General features: G+C 40.3%; 19 protein-coding genes. 9 read left to right on the forward strand and 10 right to left on the reverse strand.

What is annotated here, in order from left to right:
* On the reverse strand, positions 1 to 1,345 hold a 1,345-nt coding region (locus IQ259_RS15625; protein WP_193886337.1), incomplete at its 3' end, for a DUF5117 domain-containing protein.
* A gap of 490 nt (positions 1,346 to 1,835) precedes the next feature.
* On the opposite strand from IQ259_RS15625, the gene IQ259_RS15630 reads away from it, so the two are divergent.
* Positions 1,836 to 2,501, forward strand: a complete 666-nt coding sequence (locus IQ259_RS15630) for a hypothetical protein (RefSeq protein WP_193886339.1) — start codon at positions 1,836 to 1,838, stop codon at positions 2,499 to 2,501.
* A 449-nt stretch (positions 2,502 to 2,950) separates the two neighbouring features.
* Here the strand turns inward: IQ259_RS15630 and IQ259_RS15635 are convergent, their stop codons facing one another.
* From IQ259_RS15635 to IQ259_RS15650, 4 genes are all read right to left on the reverse strand, one after another.
* The gene (locus IQ259_RS15635) at positions 2,951 to 3,289 is read right to left on the reverse strand and encodes a P-II family nitrogen regulator (RefSeq protein ID WP_193886340.1); all 339 of its coding nucleotides are present in this window, start codon (positions 3,287 to 3,289) and stop codon (positions 2,951 to 2,953) included.
* A gap of 278 nt (positions 3,290 to 3,567) precedes the next feature.
* Positions 3,568 to 4,152 (reverse strand): hypothetical protein, encoded by a 585-nt coding sequence (locus tag IQ259_RS15640; RefSeq protein ID WP_193886342.1) that lies wholly within the window; start codon positions 4,150 to 4,152, stop codon positions 3,568 to 3,570.
* 190 nt (positions 4,153 to 4,342) lie between these two features.
* Complete coding sequence (gene thiD / locus IQ259_RS15645; protein WP_193886344.1) at positions 4,343 to 5,164, reverse strand: bifunctional hydroxymethylpyrimidine kinase/phosphomethylpyrimidine kinase; 822 nt, start codon at positions 5,162 to 5,164, stop codon at positions 4,343 to 4,345.
* A gap of 100 nt (positions 5,165 to 5,264) precedes the next feature.
* The gene (locus IQ259_RS15650) at positions 5,265 to 5,435 is read right to left on the reverse strand and encodes a DUF4926 domain-containing protein (protein WP_228014567.1); all 171 of its coding nucleotides are present in this window, start codon (positions 5,433 to 5,435) and stop codon (positions 5,265 to 5,267) included.
* Positions 5,436 to 5,644: 209 nt separating this feature from the next.
* Between IQ259_RS15650 and IQ259_RS15655 the strand changes: the two genes are divergently transcribed.
* The 4 genes from IQ259_RS15655 to IQ259_RS15670 all read left to right on the forward strand — a co-directional run bounded on the left by IQ259_RS15655 (position 5,645) and on the right by IQ259_RS15670 (position 8,498).
* Positions 5,645 to 6,373 carry a pyridoxine 5'-phosphate synthase gene (locus IQ259_RS15655; protein ID WP_193886346.1) on the forward strand — a complete coding sequence of 243 codons (729 nt, stop codon included), beginning with the start codon at positions 5,645 to 5,647 and terminating at the stop codon, positions 6,371 to 6,373.
* Between the two features lie 202 nt (positions 6,374 to 6,575).
* Entirely contained in the window at positions 6,576 to 7,295 is a 720-nt protein-coding gene (locus IQ259_RS15660) for an ester cyclase (RefSeq protein ID WP_193886348.1), read from the forward strand.
* A 63-nt stretch (positions 7,296 to 7,358) separates the two neighbouring features.
* Positions 7,359 to 7,688 (forward strand): MgPME-cyclase complex family protein, encoded by a 330-nt coding sequence (locus tag IQ259_RS15665; RefSeq protein WP_193886358.1) that lies wholly within the window; start codon positions 7,359 to 7,361, stop codon positions 7,686 to 7,688.
* Between the two features lie 156 nt (positions 7,689 to 7,844).
* A complete protein-coding gene (locus tag IQ259_RS15670) occupies positions 7,845 to 8,498 on the forward strand; it encodes a hypothetical protein (protein ID WP_193886360.1) in 654 nt (217 codons plus the stop codon).
* Between the two features lie 73 nt (positions 8,499 to 8,571).
* Here IQ259_RS15670 and IQ259_RS15675 read toward each other — a convergent pair whose 3' ends face one another.
* The 3 genes from IQ259_RS15675 to folD all read right to left on the reverse strand — a co-directional run bounded on the left by IQ259_RS15675 (position 8,572) and on the right by folD (position 11,273).
* Positions 8,572 to 9,027 carry a divergent PAP2 family protein gene (locus IQ259_RS15675; protein ID WP_193886362.1) on the reverse strand — a complete coding sequence of 152 codons (456 nt, stop codon included), beginning with the start codon at positions 9,025 to 9,027 and terminating at the stop codon, positions 8,572 to 8,574.
* 298 nt (positions 9,028 to 9,325) lie between these two features.
* Positions 9,326 to 10,255, reverse strand: coding sequence for a geranylgeranyl diphosphate synthase CrtE (gene crtE, locus IQ259_RS15680; RefSeq protein WP_193886364.1), 930 nt, complete (start codon positions 10,253 to 10,255; stop codon positions 9,326 to 9,328).
* A gap of 142 nt (positions 10,256 to 10,397) precedes the next feature.
* Positions 10,398 to 11,273 (reverse strand): bifunctional methylenetetrahydrofolate dehydrogenase/methenyltetrahydrofolate cyclohydrolase FolD, encoded by an 876-nt coding sequence (gene folD, locus IQ259_RS15685; protein WP_193886366.1) that lies wholly within the window; start codon positions 11,271 to 11,273, stop codon positions 10,398 to 10,400.
* A 260-nt stretch (positions 11,274 to 11,533) separates the two neighbouring features.
* Between folD and IQ259_RS15690 the strand changes: the two genes are divergently transcribed.
* The 3 genes from IQ259_RS15690 (at position 11,534) to IQ259_RS15700 (ending at position 13,965) form a co-directional block, all read left to right on the forward strand.
* Complete coding sequence (locus IQ259_RS15690; RefSeq protein WP_370568036.1) at positions 11,534 to 11,920, forward strand: hypothetical protein; 387 nt, start codon at positions 11,534 to 11,536, stop codon at positions 11,918 to 11,920.
* Positions 11,921 to 11,946: 26 nt separating this feature from the next.
* Entirely contained in the window at positions 11,947 to 12,417 is a 471-nt protein-coding gene (locus IQ259_RS15695) for an NUDIX hydrolase (protein ID WP_193886368.1), read from the forward strand.
* A gap of 438 nt (positions 12,418 to 12,855) precedes the next feature.
* A complete protein-coding gene (locus IQ259_RS15700) occupies positions 12,856 to 13,965 on the forward strand; it encodes an AI-2E family transporter (RefSeq protein ID WP_193886433.1) in 1,110 nt (369 codons plus the stop codon).
* Positions 13,966 to 14,194: 229 nt separating this feature from the next.
* Here the strand turns inward: IQ259_RS15700 and IQ259_RS15705 are convergent, their stop codons facing one another.
* Positions 14,195 to 14,599 carry a four-helix bundle copper-binding protein gene (locus IQ259_RS15705; RefSeq protein WP_193886370.1) on the reverse strand — a complete coding sequence of 135 codons (405 nt, stop codon included), beginning with the start codon at positions 14,597 to 14,599 and terminating at the stop codon, positions 14,195 to 14,197.
* A gap of 917 nt (positions 14,600 to 15,516) precedes the next feature.
* Between IQ259_RS15705 and IQ259_RS15710 the strand changes: the two genes are divergently transcribed.
* Positions 15,517 to 15,984: an Rrf2 family transcriptional regulator gene (locus tag IQ259_RS15710; RefSeq protein ID WP_193886372.1), complete on the forward strand. Its 468-nt coding sequence runs from the start codon at positions 15,517 to 15,519 to the stop codon at positions 15,982 to 15,984.
* A 214-nt stretch (positions 15,985 to 16,198) separates the two neighbouring features.
* On the opposite strand, the gene IQ259_RS15715 is transcribed toward IQ259_RS15710, so the two are convergent.
* Entirely contained in the window at positions 16,199 to 16,624 is a 426-nt protein-coding gene (locus IQ259_RS15715; protein WP_193886374.1) for a YidH family protein, read from the reverse strand.
* Positions 16,625 to 16,787: the final 163 nt, after the last annotated feature.

Raw genomic sequence — 16,787 nt, forward strand, 5'->3', positions numbered from 1 at the left:
GCCCCCTGCCCTCTGCCCCCTGCCTCCTATTGGACTCCTGACATGGGTTGTTATTCAGCGATGAAGCTTCTATCAATGCGTGATATTGTTGCTGAATTGACCGCACCATATTAGCATCGACAATAATATCTGCATCTAATATTTCGCCAGTGAGTGGGTTAACACGCATTGGCGCTCTCGCAAAACCTGCATCTAAAGAATTGAACCAGCGAATAGTATTGTAGCGGACATCTGCTGGATGCCAATCAGCATCATCTGGCATTTGCTGTACTTGAATTGCATTTTGAAATCCGGCTTTTTCAAATGCTTTATTCCACATCAAAACACCTTCACGAATTGCATCACGATATGCTGGTGGTACAGCATTTTCAATCCAAAATACAATCGGTTTTTTAGGTGGAGATAAGGGTGCGTTAGGTTCTGATGGTTCTAGATGCCAACGATTGATATAACGTACAAATGGTTCTTGAATGTTATTTTGAGAAAAATCTTGGAAAGCAGTAATAAAATATCCCACTCTATCATCAGCAAGTCTGGGAATATAACCGTTATTTTCTCGAAGTTGGGAAAAACTATAATGTACCTTCAGGCTAATTGATCTACTATCAGGTACAGTGATTAAATCTGCACCTTCTAATGATGAAAAACCGTAAATTGAATCAATCTCTACGTTTTCAGGAAAACTTTTAACATCACCAAAATACGATTTACTTTTATCTAAGCGGTAATCAGCTTGCAAAGAATATTTCAAGAAAAAAGTCAAGCCTGGAAAATCCTGCATCAGCAAATCATCCAGGTCAATTAAAATATTTTTATTGTGCTGATCTATACTGTTAATTGCTAATGAATATAACACCGAATCGCTAAAAGAACGCGCCAGCGATCGCTGTTCTGCTTCACCTGGCTTTATCCGAAATTTGACATTACGAATTACAAAATGCAAATTATTTTTGACTCGCCGGAAATAAAAGAGAAAATCATCCAGCGGTAATCCACTATAAATCCCTTTTTCCCCAACCCCAGATTCTAATGTCACTGTAGCTAAATAATTTTGATTTAGCTGTTCGGGTTTAATTACTAAGTAAATCTTGCCTGATTCCTGATTGCAATAAAAGCTGAAAAGTCCTTCTGGTTTATTGATTTGTTTGACTATTTCACGAAATGGCGGCAATTCTTCTTTGTTATTTTCTTCAATATTATCGTTAGTACTCCCTAAATTTTCAACTACTGGGAGTGTGTTTAATTGCTGTAGATACAATGGGTTAGCTTCTACCCAAGCAGTATTTAAGATAAAAAAATATAACAATACTATATAGATTGCTAATTTGGCGATCCAGTGTTTCATCCTTTGGTTGTTTAACTGAAGTGGTTATGTATAGAGGAAAAACTGTAGATTGATGCGCCGTGAGTCAGCTTCCCCAAGACTTCTGCGATACTTAGTACTGACAAACTGTGTAAATTCACTGGTTCTAGCCGCACAAAGATTAGATGTCTTGTGATTGATACGTAGAATTTTTGAGGATTTTTTGTTTATCAGATGAAGTTAATTGTATCTTAAGGTAGATATTTTTTGCATCTTAAGATATATGTTTTTTTAAATATATATTGTATCTAAGTTAAAAGAATGTATGTGTTGCTACAGTATCTAAATCTCTTCGTAAACAGCAAGATCCCTGATTTTTTCCAGGATGCTAAATTTAACGCTCAATTCAATCTGTATTCATATTGGAGCTTTTAATAGTGTTGCGTTTTAACGAGTCTTAATATGGGGTAGATGCAAGATAGTGACTATATATTTTGGGCAAACTAAAATAGCCAAATTATTCAAACACACAATGAAAAAGCTGCTATTTTACCAAAAATTATCGTTAAGCTTGCTAGTTTTTACTGCTTTACTCACGACATGTAAACTATCTCAAGCATCGACTTTATCAACTTCTGCTCAAACACTAGCCGTGAAGGAAGGTAAAATCATCGCTTGCGGCAAAAATAGGCGGCAAGATGACTCACTTATCAATTACGATAGTGATGGAATTCTCGAAGAATGTGTGATTGGTACTTCTTCTTTGCCAAAACAAATTAATGAGACTGTATCAACCGAAAAAGAAGAAATAAAGACTGAAACCCCAGAAGAAATTCTTGATGCACTCATGCAGTCTCTTGCAGAAATGACTGAAGGTTGCGATGAAGCGATAAAAGTTAAAGCAGGGATAAGTTACAGAATTTGTACAATCAATAACGAACCAGTCACAGCTTCCGAAACGCTTTCAGAGGTAGGAGACGGTATAGGTTTCTGGTTTAAAAATAGCAAAGTTGTGGCAATCCGATATTTCCACTCAGGAGAAACACTCTTCTTTGATGATGAAAAATTAATTGCTAAATTTTCTGATAACCAGGAACTACAAGGTAACTTCACTGATGAAGAACGCCGAGAGGCTGAGACTTTAGCAAAAGATGGCTATCAAACAATTTTTCAAGCTTTTGCAGCCGAAGCCGATTAAGTTTCTTATTTTATAGATTTTTAAATCATCCGCAGATTAGCCAAGAAGATGCAAGGGAGAGGTGACAGGTGACAGGTGACAGGTGACAGGTGACAGCCAGTAGGGTGCGTCAGTAGGGTGCGTTATCGCGTCAGCGTAACACACCCTACCAGATTCAAGCCTATTGTGGATCAGGTTTTTCCGACTTGTGTATACACCGTAGCCGCGTCGGAGAGGGGTTTTTTCAGTATTAATGAATTGGTGTTCTATAGGTTTTGTGTTTATGTCCTAATCACCTTATCTGTTGCTATAAGCTAACAATCTGACTTTAATTTTAACCAGAGGCGTTGCTGATTTCAGAGACAAGAAAACTTCTGAAAGTGAAAATTTTCAGTCTGTTCTATCCTACTTTTAGCAACGCCCACTATTTGATAAACAACAGACGCGATCGCTCGCGTCTCTATTTAGCCTTATACTGCTTCTGTATTCTTTTCTCCAGTCCGAATCCGCACAACTTGCTCAACAGGAGAGATAAAGATTTTACCATCACCGATTTCGCCTGTACGCGCAGCAGAGATAATTTTGTCTACTACCATATCAACTTGACTGTCTTCAACGACAATTTCCACTTTCAGTTTTTGCAGAAACTCAACTGTGTACTCAGAACCGCGATAGCGTTCTGTTTGTCCCTTCTGCCGTCCAAAACCTCTTACTTCAGAAACTGTCATCCCAACAATACCAGCATTAACCAAAGCAATCTTTACTTCGTCAAGCTTAAATGGGCGAATAATTGCTTCTACTTTTTTCATGTATTTGACTCCTAAGTTTTAATAGGTTTGTTTATCTATCTAACCAGATCCACTGTCTGACACTCTTACCAATACCGCGATTACAAAAACATAATGTAATAATTGCAACTTTTTTTAAAGTGTATGATGTTTGTATATGCAGTTTTGGCACCACAGATTGATGACCGAAAGCAGTAGGAGAGCAAGCAAGCGGGGCGCAGCGAGAAACGTGCTTTGTGCAACTCAAAAATAGAAAAATTCTATGTTTAAGTATATTTGTTAACAATTTAGAACAGATGTTAGCGACTTTGATGTTCAAACAAAGGTCGCACAATCAAATACCCAGCACCAAAAGCGGTAAGCATAACTAACAAAATAGTAATAACTAACCACCAGCCATTAAATTCTTTCTTTTCTGCTGCCATAGAAGGATAATAACTGACTGGCCGTTCTTCAATAAAGACTGTTTCTGGTAAGTCAGAATTTATTTCTAGTACAGGTACAGAAAAATCAGAACGGCGTTTGGCTTTAGGCGCTTCAGGTGGACGTGGACGTGCTTCCTTTTTCGGCTGCTTGGCTGGATTTTTCACTTCACCAACCGCACGAGGAGGATGGCTACTATCATTACCCTGTGTACCACGGAAATCTACTAGCTTTTGCAAGTGTGAAACAGATTCCAAGACTTTGGTAATTTCTTGGCGGAGGAACTGATTTTCTTGCGCTAGTTGTTGATTTTTTGCGGTGAGTGCATCTAATTTTGCCTGGCTTGCTTGCAACTCTGCTGCCAATTCCCGATATACGTACAGTGGCACAGAGGACGGATAATTTTGAGAAGCAGGCCGTTTTGCAGGGTGGCTATGAACATCTGCTGTCGTTGTTCGCATCGGTGAATTGGTATCAAAAATTAAGGTAATGAAATTGTACAGAGATGCTATCAGAAATAAATAAATCTGAAACTATGCCCAAGAATAATAGAAAAATGCCGAGATAGCAAAGATTTTTTTCGGTTGAGTCACCACCCGAAATTCATCTTAACAAGCAACTAACAACTTATAATATTCCACAAAGCACAGGTCAATTTCGTAACAAAGAAAAAAAGTGTCCTACAGGGCCTTGACCGTTGCCAATACTGAGAGAGTAAGTGAGTGCAGTTGTAACATATTCTTTTGCCTGTTTGACAGATATTAACAAATCCTTGCCCATTGCTAAATTAGCTGCGATCGCTGCTGATAATGTACAACCAGTACCGTGGGTATTTTGCGTGTCTACTTGCTGTGTTGTCAAAATTTCTAAACGGTTGCCATCAAACCAGATATCCACCCCACGGGCATTTCCCTGCATTCCGCCACCCTTGACTAACACTGTCTTAGCTTTTAAATTGCGGTGAATGGTTTGAGCAGCTGCTCTCATATCATCCAAAGAATTAATCGGCAAACCACTCAAAATCTGTGCCTCGTAGCGGTTAGGTGTGATAATAATTGCTTTAGGAATTAGTTGTTGGCGCAAAGTCTTAATGGCATCATCATCAATTAACTGCGCCCCAGTGCGGGATACCATCACTGGGTCAACTACTAAATTACTAATTTCTAAAGCTTCCACTTGCTGGGCAACAGCAGCGATAATGTCTTGGTTCAACAACATTCCCGTTTTTGCTGCTTGCACGCCAATATCTTCTACTACAGCTTGCATTTGGGCTACAACTGCCTCTGGGGGCATAGCATCAACCCGCGCCACTCCCAAGGTATTTTGCGCTGTGACGCAAGTAATAGCGCTAGTACCGTGGACACAATGAAAAGCAAAGGTGCGTAAATCAGCTTGAATTCCCGCACCACCACCACTATCAGAACCAGCAATGGTTAAAGCAACGGGTATTTTAAATGTTGTTTCAGTGTTCACCGTTCGTGCAATCGAGAATGAGTTTGGTGAAATAGATGAAATAAAGGAGAGTATCTAAGCAGGCATTGGCGTTCCGCCCACCGTAGGCGACCGCTACAACTTAGACAGTAGCCAAATCATAATGCAAAACTAAAATTTCATTGATTTTTAAGACAGCCATTGCATATTCACACCCTTGGGTATCAGCAAATTCAACTAAGTAATTAGTCTCGTCTCTTTCCTCATATACTTCTACAATTGTTCCCACTTGTCCATTTGGTAAATTTTCCATAGAAAGAGCATCCGATTCTACCAGAGTTAATCACTCGATTGGAATAGGATTAAGAGTGGCAACAGTATCCAAAAGTTTAGGTTTAGTCATTGCCCATAAGATTGTCTCAATAGAATACAAAGATTATCATGCGATCGCTCCCACCTCACTTTACAACCCAGATTTCCGGTAAAATCAAGTTCGGAGGATTGTGAATCGGGAGACTAGGGTTGCCTACACTTGGAGTTAACATTGACCATATCGCCACCATCCGACAAGCGCGGCGGACGGTGGAACCAGACCCTGTAGCGGCGGCTGTACTGGCAGAGTTAGGAGGTGCAGATGGTATTACCATACATTTACGGGAAGACAGGCGACATATCCAAGACCGGGATGTGCGTTTATTGCGGCAAACAGTGAGAACGCATCTTAATTTAGAAATGGCCGCTACAGAAGAAATGCTGGCGATCGCTCTTGACATTAAACCAGATTATGTGACTCTAGTCCCTGAAAAACGGGAAGAAGTCACCACCGAAGGCGGACTCAATATTGTTGGGCAAATTGCTAGAATAGGTGAGATTGTCGATAAATTGCAAAATGCTGGCATTCCTGTTAGTTTATTTATCGATGCTGAACCTGCACAAATCGAAGCATCTGTCAAAGTGCAGGCAAAATTTATTGAGTTGCACACCGGGCAGTATGCTGAAGCTAAAGATGAAACCACTCGCCAGCAAGAGTTAGCTGTATTAGCTACAGGGTGTGAGCAAGCAATTAAAGCTGGATTACGGGTAAATGCTGGTCATGGACTCACCTACTGGAACGTTTATCCTGTGGCTGCTCTTCCCGGAATGGAAGAACTAAACATCGGTCATACTATCATCAGTCGGGCAGCTTTAGTCGGGATGGAAAGAGCAGTCCGGGAAATGAAACAAGCTATGAGAGTGCTGAGTTCTGAGTAAAGCAAAAAGTACTAAGTAGTTTTGCACTCAGTAAATACCCCGCCAAGTTAGGAGCAGTCTTTTAACTCAGCACTCAGCACTTATTTATCAAGAGGGGTTGTAACTGCGAAATCCAGAAAGAAGTATGAAGTGTGAAGTCAATTTTTCAGATTTTAACTTCAACTTTCAGCCTTCGTTGGTTAAATTTTCAACTAAAACTTTTATGACCTCAACACAATCTGATAACCTTCCGCTTTGGGTACAAGATAGAGATAAAGTTATCGCCGCCAGCGCTGATGTCGAGTGGCGCTATCAAACACCTCCTGATTATTCTCGTTCTAAAGAAAATCTTGCTCAAGAGAGTGTATGTAATCATATTGAAGGTTCATTAGAAGCGATCGTCCAGAATTTAGTGCGAACCTTCGAGATGGAGGTATCTTTTAAATCTAACCCAGAACAGTGGTTAGCAGTTGTGAGTGACAAGTTTCGTGTCAGTACCAATGGTGGGGCAGAGTACACAGCAGCAGATTTATCAGCCCAAGGTACTTACAATTTATTTATGGCTGATTCCGAACATTACAAAGCTTCCCAAGAAAGCTTTGAATCATCAGCTAAAATCTTCCACACAACATTTCCCCAAGGATTTCCTTGGGAAGTACTGGAAGTGTTCTCAGGGCCACCAAACGTAGCATTCAAATGGCGACACTGGGGACATTTTAAAGGTGCATATCAAGCCTATACACCCACTGGAGAGACAGTTGAAATTGTCGGGATGAGCATTGCTCGTGTCACCGATGATTTAAAGATTATTTCCGTGGAACACTATTTTGACAACATGCTGTTCTTAGAAAAACTAACAGCAGCTGGCAAACAAACAAATAGTGAAACCAAAGGAAGTGCTTGTCCCTTCAGTTCTTGGTTCCAAAAATTCCGTAAGAGTTAATTATTCTGGGTACAGGAGTAATACTGTACCCTTAAATCACTCGTTAGTAACCCAAGGATAAAAATGCAAACATATTATTACGTTTTGGCCAGCCAACGCTTTCTCATACAAGAAGAACCTTTAGACGAAGTGCTGAAAGAACGCACGCGCCATTACCACGAAAATGAGAAACAAATTGATTTTTGGTTAGTTCAACAACCAGCTTTCGTAGAAGCGCCAGAAATGGCAGAAGTTAAGGCTAAGTGTCCCAAACCCGCAGCTGCAATTATTTCTACAAATCCCCAATTTATTACCTGGCTGAAACTACGATTAGAATACGTAATTACAGGAGAATTTCATGCGCCTTCTGTAACAATCCCTGATCCTTTAGCATCGCTTGTGGCTATTTCCTAGTCCACTAAAGTATGAAGTGTGAAGTGTGAAGTATGAATTAAAATTACCCCGACTACAAGAACTTGGTATGTAAAGATTTTTTCATCCTTCATCCTTTAGACTTCAGACTTTTTAGTGACCAATTACTAAAATAAAACTTCTTAAAAAATCTAGCTTATGCGTGCCAATTTTGTGCAGAGGGTTAAGACTGTATCCAGTGCATTGGTAATAGCGATCGCCAGCTTAATCAATAGTACGACTTTTGTCAGCGCTCAACAAAAAATTCCCGTATGCCAACCACCAAACCCTGGGGAATATTTGTTACTAGTAATTAGCCCCACAGCCGAATATCAAAGACAATTACGAAGTGCTTTACCCAATGAAATTTCCACTACTACTTGTCAATATCTCACCGACACAGTGACACGGATAGGCGGTTTTAACAAAATTGAAGATGCTAATCGTTGGGCAAGATATATCAATAATATTGTTGGATTGTCTGCCATCATCACTACACGACCTGCCGAAGTTGCTCAACAACCAGCAACAGTACCAACAGTTAGCTATAATCCCCAACCACTAGGACAAGGTTACGCCGTATTGGTGGATTATTTTAACCGTCCAGAACTAGCCAATAGCGTGCAGCAAGTCGTAGGAAGTAACATAGGTTTTGCTTCCTACGGACAGCGCCCCTACTTGCTGGCAACTCATACCAGCAACCAACAACAGGCTTACAACACACTACAGAAACTCAACGAGCGTGGCTTTTTCGCCATCTTAGTTGATAGTCGAAAAGTAATATTACTGCGTTCAGCCGTGCGCCTACAGTAGCCAGTTCAAAAAGGCAAAAGTTAAAAGAAAGAATGTTTATCTTGCAAGATTTTCATACTTCATACTTCATACTTCAGTAAGCATACCTAGCTAACAAGTAAATTGTGATGCCCAACGCTGACCCAGCAATAACTTGTACTGGTGTGTGTCCCAGTAATTCCTTGAGGCGGTCTTGGCTAAACTCATGCTTTTCGTCAAATAATTCAGCAATCATTTGATTGAGTATTCGAGCTTGCTTACCCGCAGCTTGGCGCACTCCGGCTGCATCGTACATAACGATAATGGCAAACACTGTAGCTAAGGCGAATTCAGGGGATGCCCAACCAACAGTTTGACCAATACCAGCAGCCAACGCTGTCACCAGAGCAGAATGAGCGCTAGGCATACCTCCGGTAGTAACTAAAACACGCACATTCAGTTTTTGATTTTTGACTAGCTCGATGACGAGCTTCAATGCTTGAGCAATGAAACAGGCTACCAGCGCAACCAGCAGCACCCGGTTGTTTAAAATATCGGCTATGTCCTGCATGGTGTTTTGGTTTAGTTAGTTAAAATTAGCAGTAGTTATTTTGTAAGTAAAAATTTTGATGGAGTCCAAAAACCCAAATCTCAAAAGATACTGATCCCAAATTGGCATATTTAATATTGTTTGAAGTTGTTGGAGCAGGCTGTTAGTCAAGACCATGAATCTAAAATCATGTTAATTGATCCAACACCATGAACCTCTTTTGGGGTGATATAGTTACTGAGATCAGGTCTAACCTGCCTGTAGCACTTATTCACCACAACATAGCGGCTCCAAAATTTAAAACCCAAATTGCTATGACCTAGTTACTGCGATTCACAATAAAGTGAGCTAGGGCTTGCAGCGGCTGTGCAAGTTTGCCAAATGGTTCCAACTCCGCACAGGCTGCCTCAATTAGCTGTTGGGCTTTAGAGCGTGATTCCTCAATTCCCCACAGGCTAGGATAGGTGACTTTCTTGGCTAGGAGGTCTTTACCAGCAGTTTTGCCCAATTGTTCTTGAGTTGCAGTGATATCCAGGATATCATCGATGATTTGGAATGCTAGACCAATATTCTGAGAATAGCGAGTCAATCGTTGGATATCTTCTGGTGATGCTCCCGTCAAAATGCCACCACAAACCACACAAGCTTCCAGAAGGGCAGCAGTTTTATGGTTGTGAATAAAATTCAGGGTTTCCAGGGAAATATCAGACTTACCTTCTGATTCCAAATCGACTACTTGACCACCGACTAAACCCGCAGCTCCCAGCGCTCTCCCCAGACGAGCAACTACCTGTAAAACTCGGTCTTTGGGAACGCTCTCAGGAGTTTGAGTAGCGACTAATTCAAAGGCGAAGGCTAATAAACCATCTCCAGCCAGAATAGCAATATCGTCGCCGTAAACTTTGTGATTGGTCAACCTACCACGACGGTAATCATCATTATCCATTGCTGGCAGGTCGTCATGAATCAACGACATTGTGTGAATCATTTCTACAGCACAAGCTGTAGGCATGGCTATTTCGATAGTACCGCCCATCATTTCACAGGTAGCAAGGCAGAGAATGGGGCGTACGCGCTTACCTCCAGCTAGTAGCGAGTAGCGCATTGATTCGTAAATCTTTTCTGGATAAACGACAGGCATAGACTTATCCAGAGCAGCTTCACAAAGCTTTTGTCGGTCTTTGAGATAAGCTGCAAGGTTAAAGGTTGCTGTTTCTGGCATCTTCTGAAGGTTATCAGCTGCTACCATTCTTATAATTCCTTCAATTTTTAGCTTTTGGCTGTTTGTCGTATACGTCACAATTTTACGGGGCTTTGGCGCTGAAAAGTTATGAGGGAGGAATCGAGAGTTAAAAATTAAAAATTCATAACTTTTTACTCATAACTTTTGACTACTTTGTTGTGTGCAAATAGCTGGTAAATGTGTTTTGCAACAACATAGCAACGGTCATTGGGCCGACACCACCAGGAACAGGGGTGAGATATTCCGCCACACCAGCAATTGATTCTAGTTCGGCATCGCCAACTAAGCGACTCTTGCCGTTGGTATCAGTGACGCGATTCATTCCCACATCTACCACGATCGCACCCGGTTTTACCATGTCAGCGGTGATGAGTCCTGGACGACCAACGGCGGCGATGAGAATATCAGCATTTTTGGTAATGCTACTCAGATTTTGCGATCGCGAGTGGACAATGGTAACAGTAGCATCAGCTTCTAGTAGCATCAAGGCCATTGGTTTACCTACCAAAATACTACGTCCCACAACTACGGCATTTTTTCCCCCCAAGGGAATTTCATATTCTTGCAATAGCCGCATTACACCCGCAGGTGTACAACTGCGTAAACCTGCTTCACCCCGCACTAGTCGCCCCAAATTCACTGGGTGCAGTCCATCGGCATCTTTATCTGGATGTATTCGATTTAACAAGGTTACAGCGTCCAAGTGGTCAGGCAGGGGTAGCTGCACAAGAATACCATCTACTCTTTCGTCTTCGTTGAGTTCGGCAATGACATCCTCTAATTCCCTTTGGCTAGTTTCTTGAGGAAAATGCTTACCAAAGGAGGCGATTCCCACCTGAGTACAGGCTTTTTCCTTATTGCGTACATAAGCGGCTGATGCAGGGTTATTGCCAACCATCAGCACGGCTAAACCGGGGGGACGGCCAACTTTAGTTTGTAATTCCTGAATATGTGTTTGTAGTTGTTGGTAAATTTTTGCTGCTAACGCTTTACCATCAAGAAGTTTAACAGTTGTTGTTTTCATGAGAATCCCCAGAAGATTCGCCTCTAATCCAAAATTTTAGTTGTCTGTAGCGAAGTCAACATTTGGCAAAAATTTTTGTATGTTGATTGCTGTTGCGTCTCTCCTACCACAAGACCATACTTGTTTATCTTCTCAGATCCATTGCTTTATCTGACGGATAAAAGCATGAAATATTCAAGGGAGCGGTGAAACACTATGTCAAAGATGGGTGTCTGATAGCCAGGAACATGGGTTATGAATGAGAACTGGGAAATAACTTGATGAAACTAATGCAGCAATCGCCAAATTTTTACCGTGTACTTTTCAATTTTTTCCTGGTAGCGGGACTGTGTAGTTGTGCTTCTTGGACAGCTTCTGACCTCAAAGGTAGTAACTTGATATTTGGTAGCAATGTCACTGCGATTGAGAAGATTCAAGCTAAACCAAATAAACAAGCTACCGTTTATATTCAAGGCAAGGTTGAAAAGCAAGTTCCGCTAATGAAGCAATGGGCATATCAAATTAGTGACTCTACTGGCAAAATTTGGGTAATTACCAATCAAGGCAATCTTCAAAAGGGAACACAAGTAGTATTAAAGGGTAAAATTCGCTACCAAAATATTTTGATTGCCGGCCAAGATTTTGGGGAAGTTTATATAGAAGAGTAATTAATAAAAAATTAGGTATAAATTTTATGAATAATCAATTAGTACAAGTAGCGATCGCCATTCTCTACCAAAACAACAAGTATCTCATGCAACTACGAGATAATATCCCAACGATTGCGATTCCTGGTTGCTGGGGTTTGTTTGGTGGACATATCGAACCTGGCGAAACCCCGGAGGTGACAGTCAAAAGAGAAATTATTGAAGAAATAGCCTATGATTTGCCAGCCTTTACAGAATTTGGCTGCTATACCGATGAAAAAGCCATCCGCTATGTGTTTCAGGCTCCATTGCTGGTTGATTTAAGTCAACTGGTGCTGAATGAAGGCTGGGATATGGGATTATTGACCCCAGAAGATATACGCCGGGGTGATTGTTACTCAGCTATCGCTGGTGAAGTCCGTCCATTAGGGATGATACACCAAAAAATCATGCTTGACTTTATCAACAAGCAATCTCTAGCACCTGACGCACGAGCAGAATTGGAAATTGGCATCTAATGCCACAATAAACTAAAGAATTGTGGTGGAGTCAACATAATTCGTAATTGATAATGAGGCTCTCTACGAGACGCTAAAAGCGTAGACTTCGGCGTGAGCTCAGTCGAACGCTTGCTTCTCCGCAGGAGTACGCGGACTCGCTACCGCTACGAAGCGCGTAATTCGTAGTTATAGCGGTTCCTACTCACGTGAGGTACACTAAAAACCTTAAATTGACAAGCTTCTCCGTCTCACACGTGTACCTCATCCCACAGAGAAACGCTATACAATCAGTGGGGGCTTGAACCAACCACTGATTGAAGACCACCCTTACGAGTTCACCAGTCACCTACAGAAGGAAACCTTCTTGCAGTGCTGGCTCACCAAATCAAAGATTTGGTGCGGGCTTGTACCCTCTTTAATTACGAATTACGAATTAGTAATTATTTGGTCACTCTCATGCAATCAGCAAACAAACTACCACGATGGTTCAGTTATGGTTTGGCCTTTCCCTTGGTCATTCTCAACGGTTGGTTATTAATCCAGGTTGTCAAGTACTTTCAACCTTTGGTAAGTGTAGTGGCGATCGCCATTCTACTAGCTTTTGTCTTAAACTACCCCATCCAGTTTTTTCAAAGACGCGGTGTACCGCGTAACTTGGCTATTGTCGGAGTCTTACTATTAGCAGTGGTAACTTTAGCAGGTGTTGGTGTCACCTTAGTACCAATTATCCTGCAACAATTAAACGAACTAGCTAATATTCTTCCGTCTTGGATAGATTCTGGCGTGCAACAATTAGAAGCTTTCCAAAATTGGGCGGCTACACAGCAACTTCCTGTAAATTTACGAAATTTAGCTCTCCAACTTTTAGAAAGATTGTCTAATCAATTTCAATCTTTCACTGGCAGAATTCTTGGTTTTGCTTTTGACACTATTGGGGTTGTAGTGAACATATTAATTGCTGGAGTATTAACTATTTACCTAATATTAAATGGTGAGAATTTATGGGATGGAATTTATCAGTGGTTTCCATCCTATATAGGTATGAAAGTTAGGCAATTATTACGAGAAGATTTTCAAAATTATTTTATCGGTCAAGCAACATTGGGTGCTATTTTGGCTGTGACAGTGACATTAGCATTTGTCACGCTACGAATTCCCTTAGCTTTACTTTTTGGTATAGCTATTGGATTTTTCTCACTTTTCCCTTTTGGTACAGGTATCGGAATTGCCATAGTGAGTTTATTAGTTGCTTTGGAAAACTTCTGGTTAGGTGTGGAAGTTTTAGGTGTAGCCGTAGCTATTGACCAAATCAACTCTAATATTGTTGCACCGCGAATTTTAGGAAATTTAACTGGTTTAAATCCTGTATGGGTTGTAATTTCATTATTAATAGGTGCAAAACTAGGCGGCGTTTTAGGTTTGCTAATTGCTATTCCGATTGCCAGTTTCATTAAAGATGTTGCAGATAGTTGGCGAGCCGGAGAACTTAATCAAAAGATTGTTGCTAGTGAAGATGGTGTAAAAGTTTCACAAACTGAAGCCAGTCAAGAAAATTACGTCAGTTAAAGCTGTTTAGAAGCCAATACACCCAAAAATTAAACATGGCATAATTTGAATTGAGCAACCTAGACGCGCCCCGTGCGGCTTCCTGTACCTCTACGGAGAAGCAAGCGTTCAACTGAACTCACTCCGAAGTCTACGCGTAGCATCTCCATTCTCAAGACTTTATTAGGGTATTTCTGTCGATACACGTACTAATCTTCTATAAATTAGGTAACTCAATCCTGGAGTAAATTTAGATAGACAGTAGAGCATCTTCAGTCACTAAACTTGATCTGCGAAAATAAGAAGCAGAATTAAGCCCCATTTTATTGCAATATTCAGCGCACTTGCGGCACATAGCTGCACAGAACATCATTGTGGCATCACCACTCGTCTGTTCACAAGTTATGGCAGTGCGATCGCAAATTTGGGCGCACAAGCTACAGGTATTTCCCATAAACTCAGAACCATCATTAATCATATTGACGCACATTGTGCACATTTCTGCACAGTCCCGCATCATAGATATCATACTCATATCCATGTATTTACCACCTCTATGCTTGCAATATTTAAGAGTATCAATGCAAGTAGTTTGGCATTCGATGCAGATTTGTTTACAAGCTTCCATTTCAGCGAGTATGGATTCAATGATCATAGAAATAGTCTCCTAGTTTTCACAGTTGATAGTTTGGTTGACTTAATTAGCAAGGTAAAACTTTATTTTTGAGAAATCAATAGATTCTGAAGTTCTAGTAATTTGAAGGCCGCTATATCTATATACTTGATGTAATTTCATTGGCTTTTCAATATTTAATGACTACCTAATTAGCTAAAATCCTCATCAATTAAGACTTGAGAATATTCTGTTAGTTATGGGAAATTACTTTTAGGAAGTAAGCTCTCCTTTAATATCAAGAATTTAGCTGTCGGGTTATTTAATCTGCACACCTACTAAATAGAAAAATAGTTGAGGGATAGTACTACTTTTATTTTCTAGGTTATAAGCCGTCAAAGCTTTATATAGTAAAAACTATAGCTATATTCATTATGAAGAAAACTCATTATTTGAAAAAAAGCTATCAGTATATTTTCTTGTAGTTAGCTAATATCAAAGTTTCCTGACTTTGTTAAGCCTCATGTCATACTCCGGTACCCTACGCCAAGGCTACTACACAAACAAAGTCCTAACAAAAAAAACAAAGTTGGCGTTGCTGAATTTAGGGATGAAATAATGAACCGCAAAGTACGCATTCTCTACGAGAGGCTTCCGCCAACGCGCAGCGTCTCGTAGAGAAGAAGAGGTTTTGAGAGATAAATATCAGAAAATCATCCCGCATTTATGCAACACCACAAAGTTTTTAAGCCGCTTGTACGGGTTTTGTCATGACTGATTTAAATGAAGTTTCCATAGACGGATTCAGTATTAAGTCAAGAGCTTGATAGATGAACAGCTATAAATCGATATATTTATCGTAATTTCATCAGAATTTGAGTAAATGTATCTGAGAAAACATTGTGTTTAACGATGTTCTCGTTTAAAGTACAATAAATCAATCAACTAACAGTAGTATAATGGATGAAAGCTCAAAAAAACAAAACTATATCCTCTTGGATCTATCTGCCAAAGTGGAATATGCACTGTTAGCACTTTTAGAATTAGCGAACCATTATGTTCACAAAACCCCTGTAACGATGGGCGACATCTCCGCCAAGCATCCGATACCAGAGCGTTATCTAGAGCAGATTCTTTCCAGTTTGCGGCGAGCAGGTGTAGTCAAGAGTCAACGCGGCTCTAAGGGTGGCTTTGTTTTGGCGCGTGAACCTCGACAACTGACTTTGTTAGAAGTCGTGATTATGTTGGATGGGGAGCAGAAAAAGGAAGAATGCTCTTCTAGAGAAACTTTAGAAAAAAACTTGGTGTGGGATATTTGGGGGGAAGCCGACAGGGCTTCACAAGCTGTTTTGAGTCAACATACCATCCAAGACTTATATGAACAGCGAGAAGCACGTTTACAGAAAAGTCAGATGTATTACATTTAGCAACATACATCAGGGATCAAGAGCGAGAATTCATAATAGTCTACCCAGCATAAAGAAAATACATAATTCAACCTAGTTTCAGCGAAGGTTACTTTAGTATTACATCATTTCAGTATTTGTCAGAGTCGGAGATACTTGCATTCAATTAGCTAGAGATAGATTCTGAGTGTAGACCATGTCTTAAAGACAATTCGCCTACCTTCCCTACAGTTGATCATTCCAGTATAAAACTATTTAAATAATCTAGAGGAACTGTGAACACATAGTATAGTACACCCCCTCCAAGAAGAATCACAGCTAGACTTGCCAGAAGTATCCAACGATCGGGTGGTTGATAGGTATCCTCGTCAATATCTTGACGAACAGCGAAATAATGCTGAGTTGACAGTAACACTGTTAACACACCAACCAAGGCAAATGCTAAACCTAACTTCCATCCATTACCAGGAGGTTGCGGTGCTAATGGAGGGTTGATTATCCGCAACCGCACAATCAAAACACCAAAACCCATGAGCGCAATACCACTCCGCATCCATGCTAGATAGGTACGTTCATTCGCTAAATGATCTCGGATTCGATCCGATCTGTACTTTTTTTTTACTAAATTCTTATTTTCTAATTTTTCTACTTCGATATTCATGAGAAATCTGTGTTCAATTAGTTATTCAATAATTTTACTATTTAATCTGTTTTACGAAATTAAATCAATATTCTTCTAAAACAAAAGCGTAATTTTATATCCAAAATATAAATCAAAGTAAGTGATTAATTTGGGGTAGTTAATAAATTATTTTTATTGAAAA

The sequence above is a fragment of the Fortiea sp. LEGE XX443 genome (assembly GCF_015206815.1).
Classification (GTDB): domain Bacteria; phylum Cyanobacteriota; class Cyanobacteriia; order Cyanobacteriales; family Nostocaceae; genus Nostoc_B.

Coding starts and splice junctions, on each gene's coding strand:
- IQ259_RS15630 (WP_193886339.1), top strand. CDS start 1,836: ATGAAAAAGCTGCTATTTTACCAAAAATTATCGTTAAGCTTGCTAGTT.
- IQ259_RS15635 (WP_193886340.1), bottom strand. CDS start 3,289: ATGAAAAAAGTAGAAGCAATTATTCGCCCATTTAAGCTTGACGAAGTA.
- IQ259_RS15640 (WP_193886342.1), bottom strand. CDS start 4,152: ATGCGAACAACGACAGCAGATGTTCATAGCCACCCTGCAAAACGGCCT.
- IQ259_RS15650 (WP_228014567.1), bottom strand. CDS start 5,435: ATGGAAAATTTACCAAATGGACAAGTGGGAACAATTGTAGAAGTATAT.
- IQ259_RS15660 (WP_193886348.1), top strand. CDS start 6,576: ATGACCTCAACACAATCTGATAACCTTCCGCTTTGGGTACAAGATAGA.
- IQ259_RS15665 (WP_193886358.1), top strand. CDS start 7,359: ATGCAAACATATTATTACGTTTTGGCCAGCCAACGCTTTCTCATACAA.
- IQ259_RS15670 (WP_193886360.1), top strand. CDS start 7,845: ATGCGTGCCAATTTTGTGCAGAGGGTTAAGACTGTATCCAGTGCATTG.
- IQ259_RS15675 (WP_193886362.1), bottom strand. CDS start 9,027: ATGCAGGACATAGCCGATATTTTAAACAACCGGGTGCTGCTGGTTGCG.
- crtE (WP_193886364.1), bottom strand. CDS start 10,255: ATGGTAGCAGCTGATAACCTTCAGAAGATGCCAGAAACAGCAACCTTT.
- folD (WP_193886366.1), bottom strand. CDS start 11,273: ATGAAAACAACAACTGTTAAACTTCTTGATGGTAAAGCGTTAGCAGCA.
- IQ259_RS15690 (WP_370568036.1), top strand. CDS start 11,534: ATGAAACTAATGCAGCAATCGCCAAATTTTTACCGTGTACTTTTCAAT.
- IQ259_RS15695 (WP_193886368.1), top strand. CDS start 11,947: ATGAATAATCAATTAGTACAAGTAGCGATCGCCATTCTCTACCAAAAC.
- IQ259_RS15700 (WP_193886433.1), top strand. CDS start 12,856: ATGCAATCAGCAAACAAACTACCACGATGGTTCAGTTATGGTTTGGCC.
- IQ259_RS15705 (WP_193886370.1), bottom strand. CDS start 14,599: ATGATCATTGAATCCATACTCGCTGAAATGGAAGCTTGTAAACAAATC.
- IQ259_RS15710 (WP_193886372.1), top strand. CDS start 15,517: ATGGATGAAAGCTCAAAAAAACAAAACTATATCCTCTTGGATCTATCT.
- IQ259_RS15715 (WP_193886374.1), bottom strand. CDS start 16,624: ATGAATATCGAAGTAGAAAAATTAGAAAATAAGAATTTAGTAAAAAAA.